Source organism: Clostridium sp. AF20-7, assembly GCF_003479275.1.
GTDB classification, from domain to species: domain Bacteria; phylum Bacillota; class Clostridia; order Lachnospirales; family Lachnospiraceae; genus Otoolea; species Otoolea fessa.
Genome location: NZ_QUGF01000008.1, coordinates 83035 through 102447, shown reverse-complemented (window position 1 = coordinate 102447; position 19413 = coordinate 83035). Strand labels below are relative to the sequence as shown.

Sequence of the window (19413 nt, the reverse complement as noted above, 5' to 3'; positions counted from 1 at the left end):
ATGAGTCGCCGATTCCGGACACGGATGGTCATGAACATCGTTTACAGCACCGTGGTGGCATGCCTGGTGGAGGTGTTTCTGATTGCCAATGTTTCGATGATCAGCAGCTATCTGCGGGAGACGCGGTACCGGGATTCTTTTTTCCTGCGCCTGACGGAGACAGAGACACTGATGGCATTTGTCTATCTTCTGTCGGGCATCGCGATCTTCTCAGTCACTTTTTTTGCCCTCCAGGAGCGGTCCATGCGCTATATCAGCCGGATCTCGTCCGCGATTCAGAATATTTCCGAGGGCGATTTGAATACGACGATCGAGGTGCGGGGCGACGACGAGTTTACGGCGATGGCGGTCAATTTAAATAAGATGGTCGGGGATATCCGGAATCTGATGGACAAGGAGCGCGAGGCGGAGCGCACGAAGAATGAGCTGATTACCAATGTGGCACACGATCTGCGGACACCGCTGACCTCGATCATCGGCTATCTTGAACTTCTGTCCGGCAAGGTGGAGATTCCTGCAGAAATGCAGAAAAAATATATTGATATTGCCTATGCAAAATCGAAACGTCTGGAAAAACTGATCGAAGATTTGTTTGGTTTTACCAAAATGAATTATGGAAAAGTGGCAATGCACGTGTCGAAGGTGGACATCGTCAAACTGCTCAGCCAGCTGTTGGAGGAATTTTATCCGAGCTTCAAGGACAAAAACCTCTCCTACGAGCTGCAGAGCAATGTCCCGGGCAAGGTTATCACGGCAGACGGAAATCTTCTGGCGCGCCTCTTTGACAACCTGATCAATAACGCGATCAAGTACGGTGCGGACGGAAAACGGGTGCTGGTGCAGATTCACGCGGAGGAAGAGGTCGTGACCGTCTCGGTGACGAACTACGGTTACGTGATTCCGGCGGACGAGCTGCCTCTTTTATTTAATAAATTCTACCGCGTGGAACAGTCGCGATCGACCAACACGGGCGGCACAGGGTTAGGTCTGGCGATCGCCAAAAATATCGTCGATATGCACGGTGGCACGATTCAGGTAACGAGCGATCTGAATGGAACGGTGTTTACGGTGCGCCTGCGGACGAATTTTGACATCAACAGGGAAAATTTCCAGATGCCGTAAAGGCGAGTGTGGGAAAGAATCTGATAGACATTTTAATGGATTTTTGGTTACTGTTCACAGGTAGGCACTTTTGGAACCGAAAGTGCCGTAAGAAAACATGGTGGCAGCAGGAATTTGCCGTATTTAAATGCGAAGCCACGGCAAATTCCGTTACTGGGCACGTATGCGTGAACAGTTACAGATAGGGAGAGAAAGAATGCAGAAAAAGAGGGGAATACAGTTCTTTTTTGCGATATTGATCGGATGGATGGCACTATTCTGCCTTCCTGCAGGGTACGCATATGCCTCACAGAAGGAAGCAGATGCGCCGCTGTCGATGGATGTTTCCTATGGATTTGACAATACGGCAAAGAGTGACCGTTACCTTCGGGTAACGGTCCTTCTGAATAATGATACAGCGCCGTTTGAGGGAACGCTGGAATTTCTGACCGCGCAGTCCAGTCTGGAGGCGTACCAGTATTCCTATCCGTTATCGTTGGCAGCTGGGGAGAAGTTTGAACAAGAATATTATATCCCGCTGGGTGTGCGGGCGGATCAGATGTTTGTATCGGTACAGGATGTAAACGGGAAAACAATCATCCGGAAACGTCTGAAACTTGGTTCTGAGGAGGACGTTGCGGAGAGTTATATCGGAATTTTGACGGATACGCCGGAGGCACTTTCTTATTTAGACGGCGCGGGCATCCGATATGGGACGCTTCGGACGCGGGCGGTTTTTCTGGATGCCGAGCAGGCACCGGATGACCGGCTGGGTTACGATCCGCTGGATCTGGTAATTGTGTCTGGATTTGACCTGGATTCGCTCAGCGATGTCCAGTATGAGGCGCTGCGGCGCTGGGTGGAAGACGGCGGTACGATCCTCTTTGGCGGCGGTGTGGATTGTGCGAGAAATTATGGCAGGTTTGCAGAGAAGGTGCTGGAGCCGCCGTATCTGGATGCGGTAACCGTTCCGGTCAGTCTGGGCGGGGAGACGGCACCGGGCGAGCAGACGGGGGAGATCCAGGCAGAATGCGTCGATGTGAACCTGAAGAACGGCAGCACTCTGCTGGCGGGGGAAGTGTTCCCGCTGTTATCCCATACGAACTGCAAACAGGGGCGGATCGTGGCAGCTGCCTTTTCGATGGATGCGATCAGCGATTTGTGTTTGACCAATCCATCCTCATTTGAAAAGCTGTATACGCTGGTGCTGGGAAGTGATACCGTGGACGAGCTGGCACAGGAGGATTACTACGGTTATTCGGGCTCGTATTTCAGCGTACAGGGGCTGGTCAACACCGGCAATGCGGGGCGGCTTCCGAAGGTTGCGGCATATACGGTGATCGTGGTGGTCTATCTGCTTTTGATCGGTCCGGGCATCTATTTCTACTTAAAAAAGCGAGGAATTTACCGGTATTATCTGCCGGCGGTGACACTGGGGGCGTTTTTGTTTACCGGCATTATTTATGCGCTGGGCGTAAAGACACGCTTCCGGGAGCCGTTTGTGACGTATGCGTCGATTCTGGATACCTCGGGAGAAGAGGCGGAAGAAGCCACTTATATGAACATCCGAAGCCCTTATAACAAGCCGTATTCGGTGAGCTTAAAGCCGGGCTATGAGGTGCGCCCGATGACGCGCAGTTACTATTACGATGCGGTTTCGGCGGTGCGCTTTACCGGTGAGGAAGAGTATCATACGAACTTTGTTTATCAGCCGGAACGGGTCGAAATTAAAATGCGGGATACGGTCGCATTTTCACCGAATCTGTTTACCCTGCGTCGTGAGCTGGAGAAAACGGACGCGATGGGCGTTCAGGGAAATATTTCCTATTTTGACGGCGTGGTGTCGGGAACGGTAAAAAACTGTTTTGAGGAACCGCTGGAGAATGCGGCTCTGCTCATCAATGGGAAAGCGGTGCTGCTGGGAAGATTAGAGCCTGGGCAGACGGTTTCTCTGGATGGAAAGGAGAGCTGCGATTATCCGGTCAGCTATTCGTATGCGGCAGCACAGATGGTGACCGGGGCGGATCAGTATGAGAAAGCGGAGATTGAGGATTCGGACTATTTAAAGGCGCAGGAGCGGACGAGACTTTTGAGCTTTTATCTGGATTCCGGCGCGGGGCGCAATCCGTCTGAGGCGTGCCTGGTGGCATTTTCAACCCGGAAGCTCCAGGGCGAGGAAGATTTCCTGGCGGATGCGAGTACACTTCGGGAAGGATTTTGCATGGTGACCGAGTCAATCCCGCTGAACCGTGAAAAAGACGGAAAACTTTACCGTTCGGCGCTTGAGGAAGATCCAACGGTGCTCGCCGGAAATTATGAGGCGGCGTACAACACAATGTATAGCGGTGAAACAGCGGAGGCTGCGACGGTCGAATATTCGCTGGGAAGTGACCTTGTCATTGAAAAGCTTACGTTTGAGACTCTGTCACCGCGATTTTCGGAAAATCCGCTCTATCCGTATATGTCATCCTTCTCCGGAAGCATGTATTTCTATAACTATGAGACCGGGCGCAATGACCGGATCGAGCTGAAATCAGAGTATTCGGCAAAGGAGCTTTCGCCGTACCTGTCTCCGTCGAACACATTGACCGTCAAATATGTGCCGGAACAGACGGGAGAGTATGGCTGGGAAAGCCAGCTTCCAAGAATCTATGTCGTAGGGAGGAGAGAGTGATGCTGACGATTAAAAACCTCAGAAAACGATATGGCAATTTTCAAGCGCTGGATGGGCTGAATCTGGAGGTCGCGGACGGGGAACTCTTTGGATTCGTGGGTCCCAATGGGGCAGGCAAGACGACGACGCTCAAGATTCTTGCGGGACTTCTCGTTCCCGATGAGGGCGAGGTGGAGATCGGCGGACTGGATGTTTACTCAGACGGAAAAGAACTCCGGCGGCGGATCGGCTATGTGCCGGATTTCTTCGGAGTATATGATAACCTGAAAGTATCGGAATATATGGAATTTTTTGCATCCTGCTACGGAATTACGGGGCTGCAGGCGCGGACGCGCTGCCATACGCTTCTGGAACAGGTGCGGCTGGAAGATAAAGAGGACTTTTTTGTGGACGGGCTTTCGAGAGGTATGAAGCAGCGCCTCTGTCTGGCGCGGGCGCTCATCCACGATCCGGATCTTCTGATCCTGGATGAACCGGCTTCCGGGCTGGATCCGCGCACCCGGGTGGAGTATACGGCGATTCTGAAAGAACTGCGCGATCAGGGAAAAACGCTGCTCGTCAGCTCCCATATTTTATCGGAATTGTCAGAGCTTTGTACCTCGATCGGCATCATTGAGCAGGGAAGAACGGTCCTGCAGGGCAGCATGGATCAGATTTTTGCGCGGATCAACTCGTCCAATCCGCTTCTGATCTCGATTTTCAGCCAGAAAGAAAAGGCGCTTGCGATCCTGAAAAGCCATCCTTGCGTGCAGACGATTGCGGTGCAGGGGGATGAGATCAAGCTGGGCTTTTTGGGGGATCGGCAGGATGAGGCGCTGCTTTTGCAGCAGCTTATCGATGCGGATGTGATGGTCAGCAGCTTTATGCGCGAGAAGGGAAGCCTGGAATCACTGTTTATGCAGATCACAGGACATGAAGAAGAGAGGGCGGTGCTGAAACATGAGATGGAATCCGGTATTTAGGAGGGAAATGACAGTCGGGAGCCGCAGCATCCGCATGATGGCGATTCTGTTTGTTTTTAACAGTATTCTGGCGGCGGTGGCGCTGTTTAATATGTATTCGGTGGCGGAGCAGGTCAGGACGACGGCGGAGATCCAGTATTCGCAGTTTCTGGATCTCTACACGTTCGTCTCCTCGATCGAATTTATCATGCTGCTTTTCATCATGCCGGCGCTGACTGCCAGCAGTATCAGCGGCGAGCGGGAACGCCAGACGCTGGAACTGATGCTGACGACCACGATGGAGCCGCGTGACATGGTGCTTGGAAAACTGGCGTCCTCGCTGGTGACGATGCTGGTGCTGGCGGTCTCGGCGCTTCCGGTACAGGCGCTTGTATTTGTCTACGGGGGCGTTACGCTGCAGGACATCGGGATGCTGTTCCTGTGCCACGGCGTTGTGGCAATTTTAACGGGCAGTATCGGGATCTTTTATTCATCGGTGCTGCGCCGCTCGACGGTATCGACCGTCTGCTCCTATGTGACGGTGGTGGCGTTGACGGCGGGAACGATGGCGGTCAATCTGTTTGCATACCGGATGGCGATCCGGGCGGCAGATTCGTATGTATCTAATCTCAATGCATCGGAAATGGCAAGTTCTGGCATTTTACGCTATCTCTTTCTTTTCAATCCGGCTGTCTCGTTTTATAATGTAATTAACGGACAGGCGGGAAGCGGCGACATGAGAAAATGGTTCGAGCCACTGTTTGGCGTATTTCCAGACAATGCGATCACAGCACACTGGACGGCGTGCAGCCTGATTTTGCAGTGTATGCTGGCGATGGTGCTGATCGCGGCAGCAGTATGGGCGATCACGCCGGGAAAATGGAATCGGCATGGGAAAAATAAAGGGAATGATAACCGATAGATAGAAAAAGCAGAAAAACAGAGAAACTATGAATTTGGAGAAGGAGGCAGTGAGTATGGGAATTATCAGAGCAGCGGCACACGCGGTCGGCGGTGGGCTGGCAGATCAGTGGCTGGAAGTGATTGAACCGGAAAATATGGGGGAACAGACCGTATTTTCAGCGGGTGTGCAGACACGCCGCGGGGAGAACCGGAAGAGAACGCCGGAAACGGTGTCCAATGGTTCTGTGATCCATGTGTACCCAAATCAGTTTATGATGCTGGTGGACGGCGGTAAGGTCGTTGATTATACAGCGGAAGAGGGCTATTATACAGTGCAGAATTCATCCCTGCCGTCTCTGTTTAACGGACAGTTCGGCGATGCGCTGAAAGAATCCTTCAACCGTGTGCGTTATGGCGGACAGACGCCGTATGCACAGAAGGTCTACTATATTAATCTCCAGGAGATCAAGGGAATCAAGTTCGGCACACGGACGCCGATCAACTATTTTGATTTATTCTATAATTCCGAGCTGTTTCTGCGCGCACATGGAACTTACTCCATCAAGATCACGGATCCACTGAAATTTTATGCGGAGGCTATTCCGAAAAATCAGGATCAGGTGGAGATTGATTCCATCAATGAGCAGTATTTAGCGGAGTTCCTGGAAGCGCTGCAGACCTCGATCAACCAGATGTCGGCGGATGGCGTGCGGATTTCCTTTGTAGCCTCCAAAGGCAGGGAACTGGGACGATATATGGCGGAGACGCTGGATGAAGAGTGGAACCGTCTGCGTGGCATGGAGATCCAGTCAGTCGGTATCGCCAGCATTTCCTATGATGAAGAATCGCAGAAACTTATCAATATGCGGAATCAGGGCGCGATGCTCGGCGACCCGTCGGTGCGCGAGGGGTATGTACAGGGCGCGATGGCACGCGGCTTTGAGGCAGCCGGTTCCAACGGAAGCGGTGCGATGGCAGGCTTCATGGGAATGGGCGCCGGCATGAACTTCGGCGGCGGATTTATGGGCGCCGCATCGGCGTCCAACCTGCAGCAGATGCAGATGCAGCAGGCGGCGCGGCAGGGATATGCGGCACCACAGGGCGGTTATGCGCCGGGGCAGGCGAATGGAGCGCCGCAGGGTGGTTATGCACAGCAGCCGGGACAGATGAATGCGGCACCACAGGGCGGCTATGCACAACCGGCAGGACAGAACGCAGCGCCGCAGGGCAGTGCGGCAGCTCCGGCGGAATCCTGGATTTGTGAGTGCGGCAATGTCAACCACGGAAAGTTCTGCTCCGAGTGCGGCAAGCCAAGACCAGCCGGTCCGTGGACCTGCAGCTGCGGAACGGTCAATACAGGTAAGTTTTGTTCCGAATGCGGAAAACCGAGGTCATAGGGTGTATGGAGATACAATCATATAAGTGTCCAAACTGCGGCGGCGGACTGGTGTTTGATCCGAAGACGCAGAAATTTAAATGTGAATACTGCCTCTCAGCGTTTACGGAAGAGACGTTGAAAGAGATGGAAGAGGCAGCCAGAAAGTCAGAGGAGGCTTCGAAGCCGGGTGGAATGCCGGAAGCGGAAAAGATAGAGAGCCAGAAGCAGGCGGAGTCTAAGATGGTTCTCTATACCTGCCCGAGCTGCGGCGCGGAGATCGTGGCACAGGAGACGACAGCATCCACGTACTGCTGTTACTGCCACAATCCGGTGGTTCTTTCGGGAAGTCTGGACGGTAAATACCGCCCGGACGGTCTGATTCCGTTTGAGATCGACAAGAAAAAGGCAAAAGAAATCTTTAAAAACTGGATTCAGAAGAAAAAGTATGTGCCGGATGATTTCTACTCGCCGCGTCAGATGGAGTATCTGGAAGGAATTTATTATCCATATTGGATGTATAGCTGCCAGGTATCCGGTGAGATGCAGGCGGAGGCGCTGCGGAAACGCGTGACGGTGGCGGGGGAGATCGAGTATATCGAGACGAGCCGTTACCATCTGGAGAAAAAGGCGGAGCTTCCCATCAAGGATGTGGCGCGCAACGCGTTAAAGCAGGCGGACCGCAGCCTTGCCGAGACCGTGCTTCCGTTTGATATGAAGAAGCTGCGCCCGTTTCAGGCAGGCTATTTTCTGGGATTTAGAGCGGAGCGGCGCGACCGGGAAAAGGAAGAATTTACACAGGAGATTGAGCAGGAGATCAAGCAGTATACGAGAGAATCCCTGCAAAATAGCGTCTCCGGCTACGATCATGTGGATATCCGGAACCATCGGGAGACCATCACGGGGGAAAAATGGAACTATGCCATGCTTCCGGTGTGGATGATGACCTATCCGGATCCGAAGAGCGGTCAGATGTACTATTTTGCGATGAATGGGGAAAATGGAAAGGTCTGCGGCGTCCTGCCGGTTGATTCGAAAAAACTGGTGCGCCTGTTTTTGACGATTTTCATTCCTGTGTTTGTACTTTTGCTGCTGGGAGGATACCTGATATGATAGAGAATCAAAATGCGGGAGTCACACAGAAAAAGAAGAAATATGGACGGCTGAAAGATTTTATATGCTTCTCCGTTGCAGCATTTATTTCATTTTCACAGGTCAGCCCTATATGGGCGGCGGAAGGCACGCGCGTCTTCGACGAGGCGGGACTGTTCAGCGCGGAAGAAGTGCAGGAGCTGGAGACACGGATCGATGAGGTGCGTGATTCACAGGATGCCGATCTGGCGGTACTGACAGTCGAGGACGCACAGGGAGAATCGGCGGAAAGCTATGCCGATGATTTTTACGACAGCCACGGACTGGGCGTCGGGGACGATGCGAGTGGTATTCTGCTTTCGATCGATATGGACAACCGGGAGATATATGTTTCTACCACCGGGTATGCGATGAAAGTGCTGACGGATGCGCGGGTAGAGAAGGTGCTGGATGCGGCATATGACAGCGTGGCGGATGGAAACTATGCGGAAGGCGCGCTGGGGGCGATCGACAGCATCGAAAATTATCTGGAGATGGGCGTTCCGGCGGGACAGTATACGCAGGTGCGTGAGGAGAAAAAACATTCCCTGGAATGGTATGAGGTGCTGTTTGCGGTGGTTGCGGCAGCGATCGTGGCGGCACTCCCGTGCTTTTCGGTGATGCGCCAGTATAAGATGCAGAAAGAACACCGCCAGTCGCTGGGGTTCCATATGTCATACCGGGCGGACAGTGCGCTGCATTTTGTCCAAAATGAGGAACAGTTTGTAAACCGGTCGGTAGTGACCAGACGGATTCCGAAAAATCCGGGTCCGGGCGCTTCGGGCGGTTCGGCTGGAAGGACGACCATACATCAGGGTAGCAGCGGAAGGATGCACGGCGGCGGAGGCAGAAAGTTTTAATTGATACAATTTCGTGTGGAAGGCGGATGAATGATATATGACAATCCTGATGACAGGCTTATGTGAGAAAGGTGCAGACCAGATCTGGAAACAGTGTAACGATGCGCTGTACGCCCAGGGAGTTACCTGGCTGGAAGAGGCGGCATATGCGGGCGATGCGGAAGCATGGTTCTTTTTAGGACACTGTTACAGCTGGGGGGACGGGGCTGTCGGGTTCAATGAGAAAAAAGCGTATGAATGTTACCTGCGGGGGGCTTCGGCGGGAAGTGCCCGGGCAGTGTTAGGAGCGCTGCGCGCCGGTCAGTATGACGAACAGATGAAGCGGTCGGCACGTTATTCCATCGAGGAAAGTTACCGTCAGGTGCGGGATGCCGCTGAGATGGGCGATGTCTATGCCGCGTGGCAGATGGGCGAGGCAGTTGAGTGGGAAGATCTGGCCGATTATATGCCGCAGACTGAGAGCGCCCGTGAGCAGTGTCTCTTCTGGTACGAACGGGCGGCGGACGGCGGCATTATCCCGGCGATGGTTAAGATGGGAAAATGCTGCCAGAATGGTACATACCGGGAAAAAGATGAAAAAGAGGCACTTCGCTGGGCGAATCAGTGCGCCGCCAGCGGGGAGGTCTGGGGACTCTTCCAGATGGGGGAACATTATCGCCAGGAAGAAGACTGGGAAGCTGCATTCCAATATGACTATGCGGCGGCAAAGCAGGGGTCTTCCCGCGCTATGCTGTATCTGGGGCAGATGTACTTAAACGGACAGGGCACAGAGCGCGATATCCAGGCGGCCGTCCAGGCGCTGGAAAACGCCGCGGCGCGGAACGAGGCGGAGAGCTTTGAAGAACTTGGAAATCTGTTCTATCAGGATGAACTGGTGGAGCGCGATGATGAAAAAGCGTTTTACTGGTATGGAAAAGCATATGCGGCAGGCATCAAAGAGGCGGCGCTTCCGTTAGCCCGCCTGTATCTGCGCCCGTCCGACGAGCAGGACACCGTCCGGGCAGAAAAACTTCTGCGGGAGGCAGCTGGGATCGAGACGGACGGACAGGCAAGTCTGGCGCTTGGAAATATCTATCGGGATGGTCTGAACGGCGAGATTGATATGAAGCAGGCGGTTTCCTGGTACGAAAAAGGCGCTTCGCAGGGAAATCCAGAGTGCATGGAGATTCTTGGATGCCTGTATTTCCAGGGCGAAGAGGGAGTAGACCGCGATTATGCAAAAGCATTTGAGTGGCTGAACCGGTGCGAAGAAGCCGGAAGCCTGCAGTCTGCATCCAAGTTAGGCTATCTCTATATGAAGGGAGAAGGCTGCACCGCCGATGAAAATAAGGCGAAGGAGCTTTTTGAGCGGGCGGCACAGACGGAATGTGACGGATATGCACTCTATGAGCTTGGATTTATCTACGAACGGAAAAATGAATCCCCGGAAGATCTCGAGCGGGCGGCACAGTGCTACCAGAAGGCGATCGAGATGGGAAATGAGAGTGCTTCACGGCGGTTTTCCCATTTTAAGAAGGGATTGTTTGGGCGCTGGAAGATCACGTATTAAGGGGGAATTTTTCTTGCGCTGTGCCATAAAGTATGATAGAATTTTTAACTAAAGTGAGCAGGGGGTCCCGTAACTTTGCGGGAGAATTGCAAAACCACACAGAACACTTACATGGCAGAAAGTTTGACTCCGGCATCCTTTGCAAAGATGGGGACGATGGGGAAAGATAAAAAGAGAGGATGAAAATCATGGCAATCAATTACAGCAGTACCCGTGGCGGTGAAAACAACGTAACGGCTTCGATGGCGATCTTAAAGGGACTGGCAGCAGACGGCGGCCTGTTCATGCCGGATCATATCCCGGTGTTAGATTGCAGCCTGGAAGAATTATCCCATAAAACATATCAGGAAGTAGCTTATGCAGTTATGAAGCAGTTTCTGACTGATTTCACAGAGGAAGAGCTGAAAACCTGTATCGAGCGCGCTTACGACAGTAAGTTTGATACGGAAGAGATTGCGCCGCTTGTCAAAGCAGACGGAGCATATTATCTGGAGCTGTTCCACGGAAGCACGATTGCCTTCAAGGATATGGCGCTCTTGATCCTGCCGCATCTGATGACCGTATCGGCGAAGAAGAACCATGCGGAGAATACGATCGTGATCCTGACCGCAACCTCCGGCGATACCGGAAAAGCAGCGATGGCTGGTTTTGCAGACGTTGAGGGAACCAGAATTATCGTATTTTACCCGAAGGACGGCGTCAGCCGTGTGCAGGAGCTGCAGATGCTGACCCAGAAGGGCGCGAACACAAGCGTTGTCGGTATTTCCGGAAACTTTGATGATGCACAGAGCGGTGTCAAGAAAATCTTTGGTGACAAAGAATTTGCCAAAGAATTAGCAGGCAGAGGCTATCAGCTCTCTTCCGCAAACTCCATCAACATCGGTCGTCTCGTACCACAGGTTGTGTACTATGTATATGCGTATGCAAAGCTGCTTGAAAACGGCGAGATCGAGAACGGTGAGAAGATCAATGTAACCGTTCCGACCGGAAACTTCGGCAATATCTTAGCTGCTTATTTTGCAAAACAGATGGGTGTGCCGATCGACAAGCTGATCTGCGCGTCCAATGACAATAAAGTTCTGTACGACTTCTTTAAGACAGGCGTATATGACAAGAACCGTCCATTCATCCTGACCTCTTCCCCGTCGATGGATATTCTGATTTCCAGCAACCTGGAACGTCTGATTTATCTCTCCACCGGCTGCGATGCGGAGGAGACCAAGAAACGCATGGAAGAGCTTTCGAAAGATGGCAAATATTCGGTTACCGACGAGATGCGTGCGCGCATGGCAGATTTTGTCGGCGGTTATGCTGATCAGGCGGCAAATGCAGCCGAGATCAAGCGTCTCTATGATGAGACCGGTTATATGATCGATACGCATACCGGCGTTGCATCCTGCGTATACCATAACTATGTGAAGGAGACAGGCGATACCAAGAAGACAGTTATCGCATCGACGGCAAGCCCATATAAATTCTCCCGCAGCGTCATGGAGGCAATCTTCGGCAGCGAAGAAGGCAAGGGCGAGTTCGAGCTTATCGACGAGATGGAGAAAGCATCCGGCGTGAAGATCCCGCAGGCGATCGAGGAGATCCGCAAGGCAGAGATCCGTCACAACCGCCAGTGCAAGCCGGAGGAGATGGAGAAGACCGTTTCGGAGATTTTACAGTAAAAGTTACAAAATATTAAAATAATTGCCTGTTATTTTTTTGACAGGCTAGGCAAATACTGAATTATGGTATATAATAGACTCTGGTTAGATCAAAAAGAGACAACGAGGAGGTTTGTATATGTTAGTTAGTGCGAAGGAAATGCTTCAGAAGGCAAGAGATGGCAAATATGCGGTTGGTCAGTTCAACATCAACAATCTTGAATGGACCAAAGCGATTTTACTGACGGCACAGGAGCAGAACTCACCGGTTATCTTAGGTGTTTCTGAGGGCGCAGGCAAGTATATGACTGGCTTTAAGACAGTATCTGCGATGGTAAAAGCGATGATCGAAGAGCTGAACATCACGGTTCCGGTTGCGCTGCATCTGGATCACGGCACCTACGAGGGCTGCTACAAATGTATCGATGCTGGATTTTCTTCCATCATGTTTGACGGCTCCCATTATCCGATCGCCGAGAACGTAGAGAAAACCAAAGAATTAGTCAAAGTCTGCGCGGAGAAAGGTATTTCCCTGGAGGCTGAGGTTGGTTCCATCGGCGGCGAGGAAGACGGCGTGATCGGTATGGGCGAATGTGCAGATCCGAACGAGTGCAAGGCGATTGCAGACCTCGGAGTTGATATGCTGGCAGCAGGTATCGGCAATATCCACGGCAAATATCCGGCAAACTGGCCAGGCTTAAGCTTTGAGACGCTGGCAGCCGTAAAAGAAAAAGTAGGCGATATGCCGCTGGTTCTTCACGGTGGTACCGGTATTCCGGAAGATATGATCAAGAAAGCCATTTCTTTAGGTGTAGCGAAGATTAATGTAAATACTGAGTGCCAGCTGGCATTTGCAGAGGCAACCCGCCAGTATATCGAGGCTGGTAAGGATCAGCAGGGCAAAGGATTTGACCCGCGTAAACTTCTTGCACCTGGTTTTGAGGCGATCAAAGAGACGGTTAAGACAAAGATGGAACTGTTCGGTTCTATCGGAAAAGCCTGATGAATAAGTAAGGTTCATGACCGGACTGCAGGGATGTACATTTCGCAACGCGGATATACATACCGGCGGTCCGGTCTGTTTTCATATTAATGTGAGGGATTGAATGAGCGAGATTATCAATGTACCGGAAATTTTCGGAAAAAATGTGTTTAATGACAAGGCGATGCAGGAACGCCTTCCGAAAAGTGTTTACAAAAAACTGAAGAAAACCATTGAAGACGGAGCTGAGCTGGATCCGTCCATCGCAGATGTTGTCGCACACGCGATGAAAGACTGGGCGATCGAGCGCGGTGCGACGCATTATTCCCATTGGTTCCAGCCGCTGACCGGCATTACGGCAGAAAAACATGATGCGTTTATCTCCGTACCGGATTCCAACGGACGCGTTATCATGGAGTTTTCCGGTAAAGAGCTGATTAAGGGCGAGCCGGATGCATCCTCGTTTCCGTCGGGCGGACTTCGTTCCACCTTTGAGGCACGCGGCTATACAACCTGGGATTGTACTTCCCCGGCATTTCTGCGGGAAGATACGCTGGGCGTGACACTCTACATACCGACTGCATTCTGTTCGTACCGCGGCGAAGCACTGGATAAGAAGACACCGCTGCTGCGTTCCATGCAGGCAATCAACGAGCAGGCACTCCGGATTCTCCGCCTGTTTGGAAATACGACTTCCCACCGTGTGATTCCGTATGTGGGACCGGAGCAGGAGTATTTTCTGGTTGATAAGAACAAATATTTACAGAGAAAAGACCTGATCTACACCGGTCGTACCCTGTTTGGCGCGATGCCGCCGAAAGGACAGGAGATGGATGATCACTATTTTGGAAGCATCCGTCCGAGAGTCGGTGCGTTCATGAAAGAGTTAAATGAGACATTGTGGCGTCTGGGGGTCAGTGCAAAGACACAGCACAACGAAGTTGCACCAGCACAGCATGAATTAGCGCCAACCTATTGTCAGGTCAATCTGGCAGTCGATCACAACCAGATGGTCATGGAGGCGATGAAGCGTGTCGCAGGACATCACGGTCTGACCTGTCTGCTGCATGAGAAACCATTTGACGGAATCAATGGTTCCGGTAAGCACAACAACTGGTCCCTGACGAGCGACGACGGCATCAACATGATGAATCCGGGCGAGACGCCGCACGAAAATGTACAGTTTCTTCTGGTTCTGGCGTGCATCATGAAAGCAGTTGACAGACACGCGGATCTGCTGCGCGAGTCCACCGCGATTCCGGGCAACGATCATCGTCTGGGTGCGGCAGAGGCGCCGCCAGCGATCATCTCTATTTTCCTGGGCGAGCAGCTGGAGGATGTTATCGATCAGCTGTGCAGCACGGGCGAAGCCGCACATTCTAAGAAAGGCGAGGTACTTCAGACGGGAGTAGCGACACTTCCGGATTTCGTCAAGGATGCAACCGACCGCAACCGTACTTCACCGTTTGCGTTTACCGGTAACAAATTCGAGTTCCGTATGGTTGGTTCTTCGGATTCTGTTTCATCCCCGAACGTCGTGCTCAACACGATCGTGGCAGAAGCGTTTAAAGAGGCTGCGGACGAATTGGAAAACAGCGATGATTTTGACAGCGCAGTCCATGATATCATCAAGCGTCTGTTTGCAGAGCACCGCCGTATCATTTTCAGCGGAAATGGTTATTCTGAGGAATGGGTTAAAGAGGCAGAGCGCCGTGGACTCCCGAACCTGAAAGCGGGTATCGATTCTGTCGAGGCAATCCGGACCGAGAAAGCGATCAAGCTCTTTGAAGAATTTGGCGTGTACACCCGGACCGAGCTGGAATCCCGTGCCGAGATCGAGTATGAGGCATATTCCAAGACTGTTAACATCGAGGCGAAGACGATGATCGACATGGCAGGCAAGCAGATCATCCCGGCGGTTGTCAAATATACGACTCAGCTTGCTTCCTCCCTGACAGCCGTCCGGACTGCCTGTGAGGAGGCCGATGTCAGTGTCCAGAAAGAACTGCTTTTAGAGACCTCTGATAAACTCTCAGAGATGAAGGTGGCATTGGCGGCACTCAAAGATATCCTGGCAAAGGCATCTGCGATCAAGGATAACAAAGAAAAAGCATTCGCCTATCTGCATGAGGTGTGCCCGGCGATGGTAGCTCTCCGTAAACCGGCAGACGAACTGGAAATGCTGGTAGATAAAGAATTATGGCCATTTCCGAGTTATGGGGATTTGGTGTTTGAGGTGTAGGCAGCTTTTAGAAGGTATGATTTTAATTAAAAAGATTTTGACCATCGATATAGGCTATGAATCGTTGGTCAAAATCTTTTTTATTTCAATTATATATTTTGCAAATACGGTTTATTTCCGTCCAGGACCCTGCGTCTGTCCCTCCTGAATCGTATCGCCCTGATTGGAGGTAAATCCGTTAATCCGTTTATCGGACGAATTTGACGAAGAGCCTGACGAGCTGGAGTTCGATGTCGTCGGTGCGGTGTAAGTCGTGCCGTTGCTGTAGATGCGGCTTGGTACATTGCCGGTATCGCTGGTGGAACTGCTGCTTGTCTGGTTATTCGAAAAGCCTGACGAACTGGAAGTCCCGCCCGGCGTGGAAGTGGAGCTGCTGTAGCCGCTTCCAGGAATCGGAACGGTTGTGCCCGACGAAGAACCATTTGACGAGCTGGAGCTGTTGGAACTTCCCGGTGCAGTAAAACTGGTCGAAGGATCGGAACTATTCGAATTGTTGGTGTTACCTGAACTGGAGGTCCCTGAATTGGAATTGTTCGAAGCCGTTCCGCTTGGCCCCGAAGTGCTGCTTGAAGAAGAAATGCCAGACGAAGTCCCTGTTCCCTGTGAAGCACTTGGGTCAAAATAGCTGTCGCTCATGCCGGAGAGACTGGACGGTGGATTCTGGCACGCACCGCTCTTGGCAAAGGTGTATTTCACCGAATCAATCGTCCGGGTTGTGTTCGAAGCCATCTTACCGTTCTCATCCAGATAATAGTAGGTGCCGGATACCTTAATCCAGCCTTTCTGACGGTGTCCGTACTCATTGAAATAGTACCAGGTGCCGTCGATCTGCTTCCAGCCGCGGCTCATATTGCCGTCTGTCTTGTCCATGTAGTAGGTGTTTCCGTTGCTGTCATTGAGCCAGCCAGTCAGCATCTTGCCATCATGGAGATAGTAGTATTCATTTTTAATAAGCTGCCAACCGGTCAGCATTTTTCCATTTTCGTCGAGATAATACCAGGTGCTGTTTACCTTCTGCCAGCCAGTCCGCATCGCCCCGTCCGTGCCGAAATAGTACCAGGTGCCGTTATCCATCTTCTGCCAGTTGGTAAACATCCGTCCATCATCGCCCAGATAATACCAGACCGTATCAAGCTGGAGCCAGCCCTTCTGCATCACACCGTACTGGTTAAAATAGTACCAGTAGTTGTTGATTTTCTGCCATTTAGTCATCATCTCGCCGCTCTGGTTGAAATAATACCAGGCGGAAGTGGATGAATCCTGACGCCATCCAGTCACCATCTTGCCGGTCGATTCATCCATATAATAATATTTCTCTCCGATATGTACCCATCCGGTATGCTTCTGACCGTCGTCGGTCATGTAGTACCAGTAGTTTCCGTCCTTCAGCCATCCGGCCGCACGGCTCTGGGAAGAAGGAAGCAGCCCCATGGCACCGATCAGGCAGGCAAGCCCAAGCAGCTTTGCATATCTTTTCCGCATCGCGTATCCCCCTTGCAATGTGATTTATCGTTATTTATGATTACAGTAGAAATTAATATCAAAGATGTTGGGGTCAAAAGGCATTTTGACCCCTCTGATACCAGATTGCTCCGCACTATATGCTCCCGCAATCTTCAAAAACATTCGTAATTCGCTCATTTTTCTTTGAAAAATGGCTACTTACTCATGTTTTTGGCGGGGCCCAAGGTCAAAAATTCTCCTGCAAGCAAGCTTGCGTCGAACTTCTGACCTTTTGACCCTGGTATCATATCAAATTACTTTATAAGTATAACATAGATAAATGTAAAATACCTAACGGAAATATTACAATTTTAACAAGTCCTCGGAAACAATTTTTCGATAATAATTTTTCGCATACCGATACATCACGATCGTGTAATCGCCAAATTCGCGTCCTTCCATACTCTTGAAGACCGCCCAGAGCGCCCACAGGAAACCTCCGAGCGCCGCATAGGCATACGTGACAAAGCGTTCTTCGTCTGATGGGGCGTGCTGGAGGTATTCTTCCAGAAGGTGGTCAAGCTCTTCCTGTGAATAATATGAATAAATACTGCACATCGCAATATCAATGAGCGGATCGCACATGCCTGCATACTCCCAGTCGATCAGACGCAGGGAGCCGTCCGGCAGAAACAGGAAATTGTCTGCAACCGAGTCAATGTGGGAGAGGCAGCAAGGACGTTCCAGTGTATCCAGCCGATCCATCAGTTCATTCATCCGGGCGCGGACTGCCGGGTAGTCCTCGAACAGCATTTCCTCATGTCCGCGGCAGATCCTCTCATAAAAATCAATCCGTTCCCGGATGCGGAACGTGTGCGGAACCGTCACGCCGGAATGATGCAGCTTCCGCAGCATCTCCATGCAGGCGGCCATCTCCTGCGGGTTCTTTGCATCCGCATTCCGAGCGCCCTCATAATACTGGGCGATCTTGTAGCCGGTTTTTCCGTCAAAATACAAAATATGTTCGGTAATGCCAAGCGGTGTGACCGCCTTGTAAACAGCCTCCTCCTCTTTCCGGTTAATCAGAAATTCTGTTCCTGGACCCGGAATGCGGCAGATATAATGTTTTCCATCCAGCTCAAACAGGAACGACTGGTTTGTCATACCAGATTTGAGACAGCGGATGTTGTGTATCGCTTCCTCCTTTACATTGAAAACGTGTGCGACCAGCTGCATGGCGGCATTGTCCGAATGATTCTGATATTTCGGATCAAACAGGCGCAGTTCTTCCAGGTTTTCAAACTCATAGACCTGATCCGCCGGCTGGCAGTTCATCGAAAAATCCAGTTCTTTGATATGATCGACGACAACCTGTTCCCAGTACCATTGTTCTGTGCCAGGCTGATGATAGGCTTCCTCAATGAGCGGAATGAGCTGGTTGGAAAAATCACGCGAGAGGAACGCAGGTCCATACATGACCCAGGAATCATGCCCACCGACCTGCACCGATGTGATACGCCCCTTTTTATTAGAAGAAAGACACCACTCTGACGTTTCACCATCCATATAAACAGAAGAGTACCATGCGCCGCACTCATATTTATGGTACATATTGTTCCGAATCCAGTTGTCCGAGACAAGCAGATACATATTGCGGCCGCGGAACAGCTCGCGGGCATGGTAGATCGTAGCCAGATTATTTTTGGTGGCGTACTCCGGGTTATAGAGGAGTTTGACCTGATATTTGTCGATCAGATATTCAAACTTTTCCTTTAAATAACCAACGATAATTGTGATATCCGTGATCCCCGCTTCATGGAGCTGCTTGATCTGGCGCTCAATCATCCGCTCGCCAAACACTTCCAGAAGCCCCTTCGGTGTCTCAAACGTCAGCGGCACAAACCGGGAGCCAAACCCGGCGGCGGTAATGACGGCGCCATCCACTTTAAATTGTTCCAGATACTTAAGCCCCTGTTCGGTCAGCAGATATTTCCCCGTATCCATATCCGTCATGAGAAATGCCTTCTCCAGGCAGTCCCCAAGCAATTTATTCACAGTCCCCAGGGAAAGATTCAAAATCGAAGCAAGCTCCCGCTGGGTTACATCCGGATTCTCATAGAAACTCCGGCAGATCAGTCCATAGCGATCCATATAAAACCTCCTGAATTATTAAATTCTTTTATTTTTCTCTTATATATTCACGTATTTCGTCATCATTATAGATGGATAAGAGTGAAAATAGGTTCTAGCTGTTGTGTGTTCAAAAAATAAAATTAAAAGTGATATATGAACATTATAGCATAAACACAGAGAAAGTAAACGGAAAAAGCAATGCTGCGGGGGGAGAATAAAGACTGTTACTGGGCACGTATGCGTGAATAGTGACGAAAGGCTTGATAAGGTGGTCTGTGGGAAATAAGAAACGTAAAAAATACTGGAAATACAGGCATTTTAGCGGTTAAAACAGGATTGTACAAATATAAATACAATTACGAAACTATAAAGAATTTTCGTAAAAAATCCGTAAGAAAATGCACAGATAAATGTTATGGTATTTTGG

13 protein-coding genes are annotated in these 19413 nt (G+C 51.1%); 11 read left to right on the top strand and 2 right to left on the bottom strand.

The window, feature by feature from the left end; all coding sequences use genetic code 11:
• From DWX68_RS09910 to DWX68_RS09860, 11 genes are all read left to right on the top strand, one after another.
• Window positions 1-1122 carry a HAMP domain-containing sensor histidine kinase gene (locus tag DWX68_RS09910; protein ID WP_107001513.1) on the top strand — a complete coding sequence of 374 codons (1122 nt, stop codon included), beginning with the start codon at window positions 1-3 and terminating at the stop codon, window positions 1120-1122.
• A 196-nt stretch (window positions 1123-1318) separates the two neighbouring features.
• Window positions 1319-3775, top strand: coding sequence for a hypothetical protein (locus DWX68_RS09905; RefSeq protein WP_107001432.1), 2457 nt, complete (start codon window positions 1319-1321; stop codon window positions 3773-3775).
• The gene (locus DWX68_RS09900; protein ID WP_107001433.1) at window positions 3775-4737 is read left to right on the top strand and encodes an ABC transporter ATP-binding protein; all 963 of its coding nucleotides are present in this window, start codon (window positions 3775-3777) and stop codon (window positions 4735-4737) included. The genes DWX68_RS09905 and DWX68_RS09900 overlap by 1 nt, the downstream gene beginning before the upstream one ends.
• A 7-nt stretch (window positions 4738-4744) precedes the next feature.
• Window positions 4745-5638: an ABC transporter permease subunit gene (locus tag DWX68_RS09895; RefSeq protein WP_243027687.1), complete on the top strand. Its 894-nt coding sequence runs from the start codon at window positions 4745-4747 to the stop codon at window positions 5636-5638.
• Between the two features lie 55 nt (window positions 5639-5693).
• Window positions 5694-7016: an SPFH domain-containing protein gene (locus DWX68_RS09890; protein ID WP_118629277.1), complete on the top strand. Its 1323-nt coding sequence runs from the start codon at window positions 5694-5696 to the stop codon at window positions 7014-7016.
• A 5-nt stretch (window positions 7017-7021) separates the two neighbouring features.
• Entirely contained in the window at window positions 7022-8107 is a 1086-nt protein-coding gene (locus DWX68_RS09885; RefSeq protein ID WP_118481938.1) for a TFIIB-type zinc ribbon-containing protein, read from the top strand.
• Window positions 8104-8985: a TPM domain-containing protein gene (locus tag DWX68_RS09880; protein WP_118629275.1), complete on the top strand. Its 882-nt coding sequence runs from the start codon at window positions 8104-8106 to the stop codon at window positions 8983-8985. The genes DWX68_RS09885 and DWX68_RS09880 overlap by 4 nt, the downstream gene beginning before the upstream one ends.
• Before the next feature lie 37 nt (window positions 8986-9022).
• Entirely contained in the window at window positions 9023-10534 is a 1512-nt protein-coding gene (locus tag DWX68_RS09875; protein WP_243027685.1) for an SEL1-like repeat protein, read from the top strand.
• 188 nt (window positions 10535-10722) lie between these two features.
• Window positions 10723-12207 (top strand): threonine synthase, encoded by a 1485-nt coding sequence (gene thrC, locus DWX68_RS09870; protein ID WP_118629363.1) that lies wholly within the window; start codon window positions 10723-10725, stop codon window positions 12205-12207.
• Between the two features lie 118 nt (window positions 12208-12325).
• The gene (gene fba, locus DWX68_RS09865; RefSeq protein WP_022360285.1) at window positions 12326-13189 is read left to right on the top strand and encodes a class II fructose-1,6-bisphosphate aldolase; all 864 of its coding nucleotides are present in this window, start codon (window positions 12326-12328) and stop codon (window positions 13187-13189) included.
• A gap of 103 nt (window positions 13190-13292) precedes the next feature.
• Window positions 13293-15410 carry a glutamine synthetase III gene (locus tag DWX68_RS09860; protein WP_117796044.1) on the top strand — a complete coding sequence of 706 codons (2118 nt, stop codon included), beginning with the start codon at window positions 13293-13295 and terminating at the stop codon, window positions 15408-15410.
• Between the two features lie 111 nt (window positions 15411-15521).
• Here DWX68_RS09860 and DWX68_RS09855 read toward each other — a convergent pair whose 3' ends face one another.
• The gene (locus DWX68_RS09855; RefSeq protein WP_118629273.1) at window positions 15522-16892 is read right to left on the bottom strand and encodes an N-acetylmuramoyl-L-alanine amidase family protein; all 1371 of its coding nucleotides are present in this window, start codon (window positions 16890-16892) and stop codon (window positions 15522-15524) included.
• Window positions 16893-17216: 324 nt separating this feature from the next.
• Window positions 17217-19004, bottom strand: coding sequence for a phosphotransferase (locus tag DWX68_RS09850; protein ID WP_118629271.1), 1788 nt, complete (start codon window positions 19002-19004; stop codon window positions 17217-17219).
• Window positions 19005-19413 lie beyond the last annotated feature (409 nt).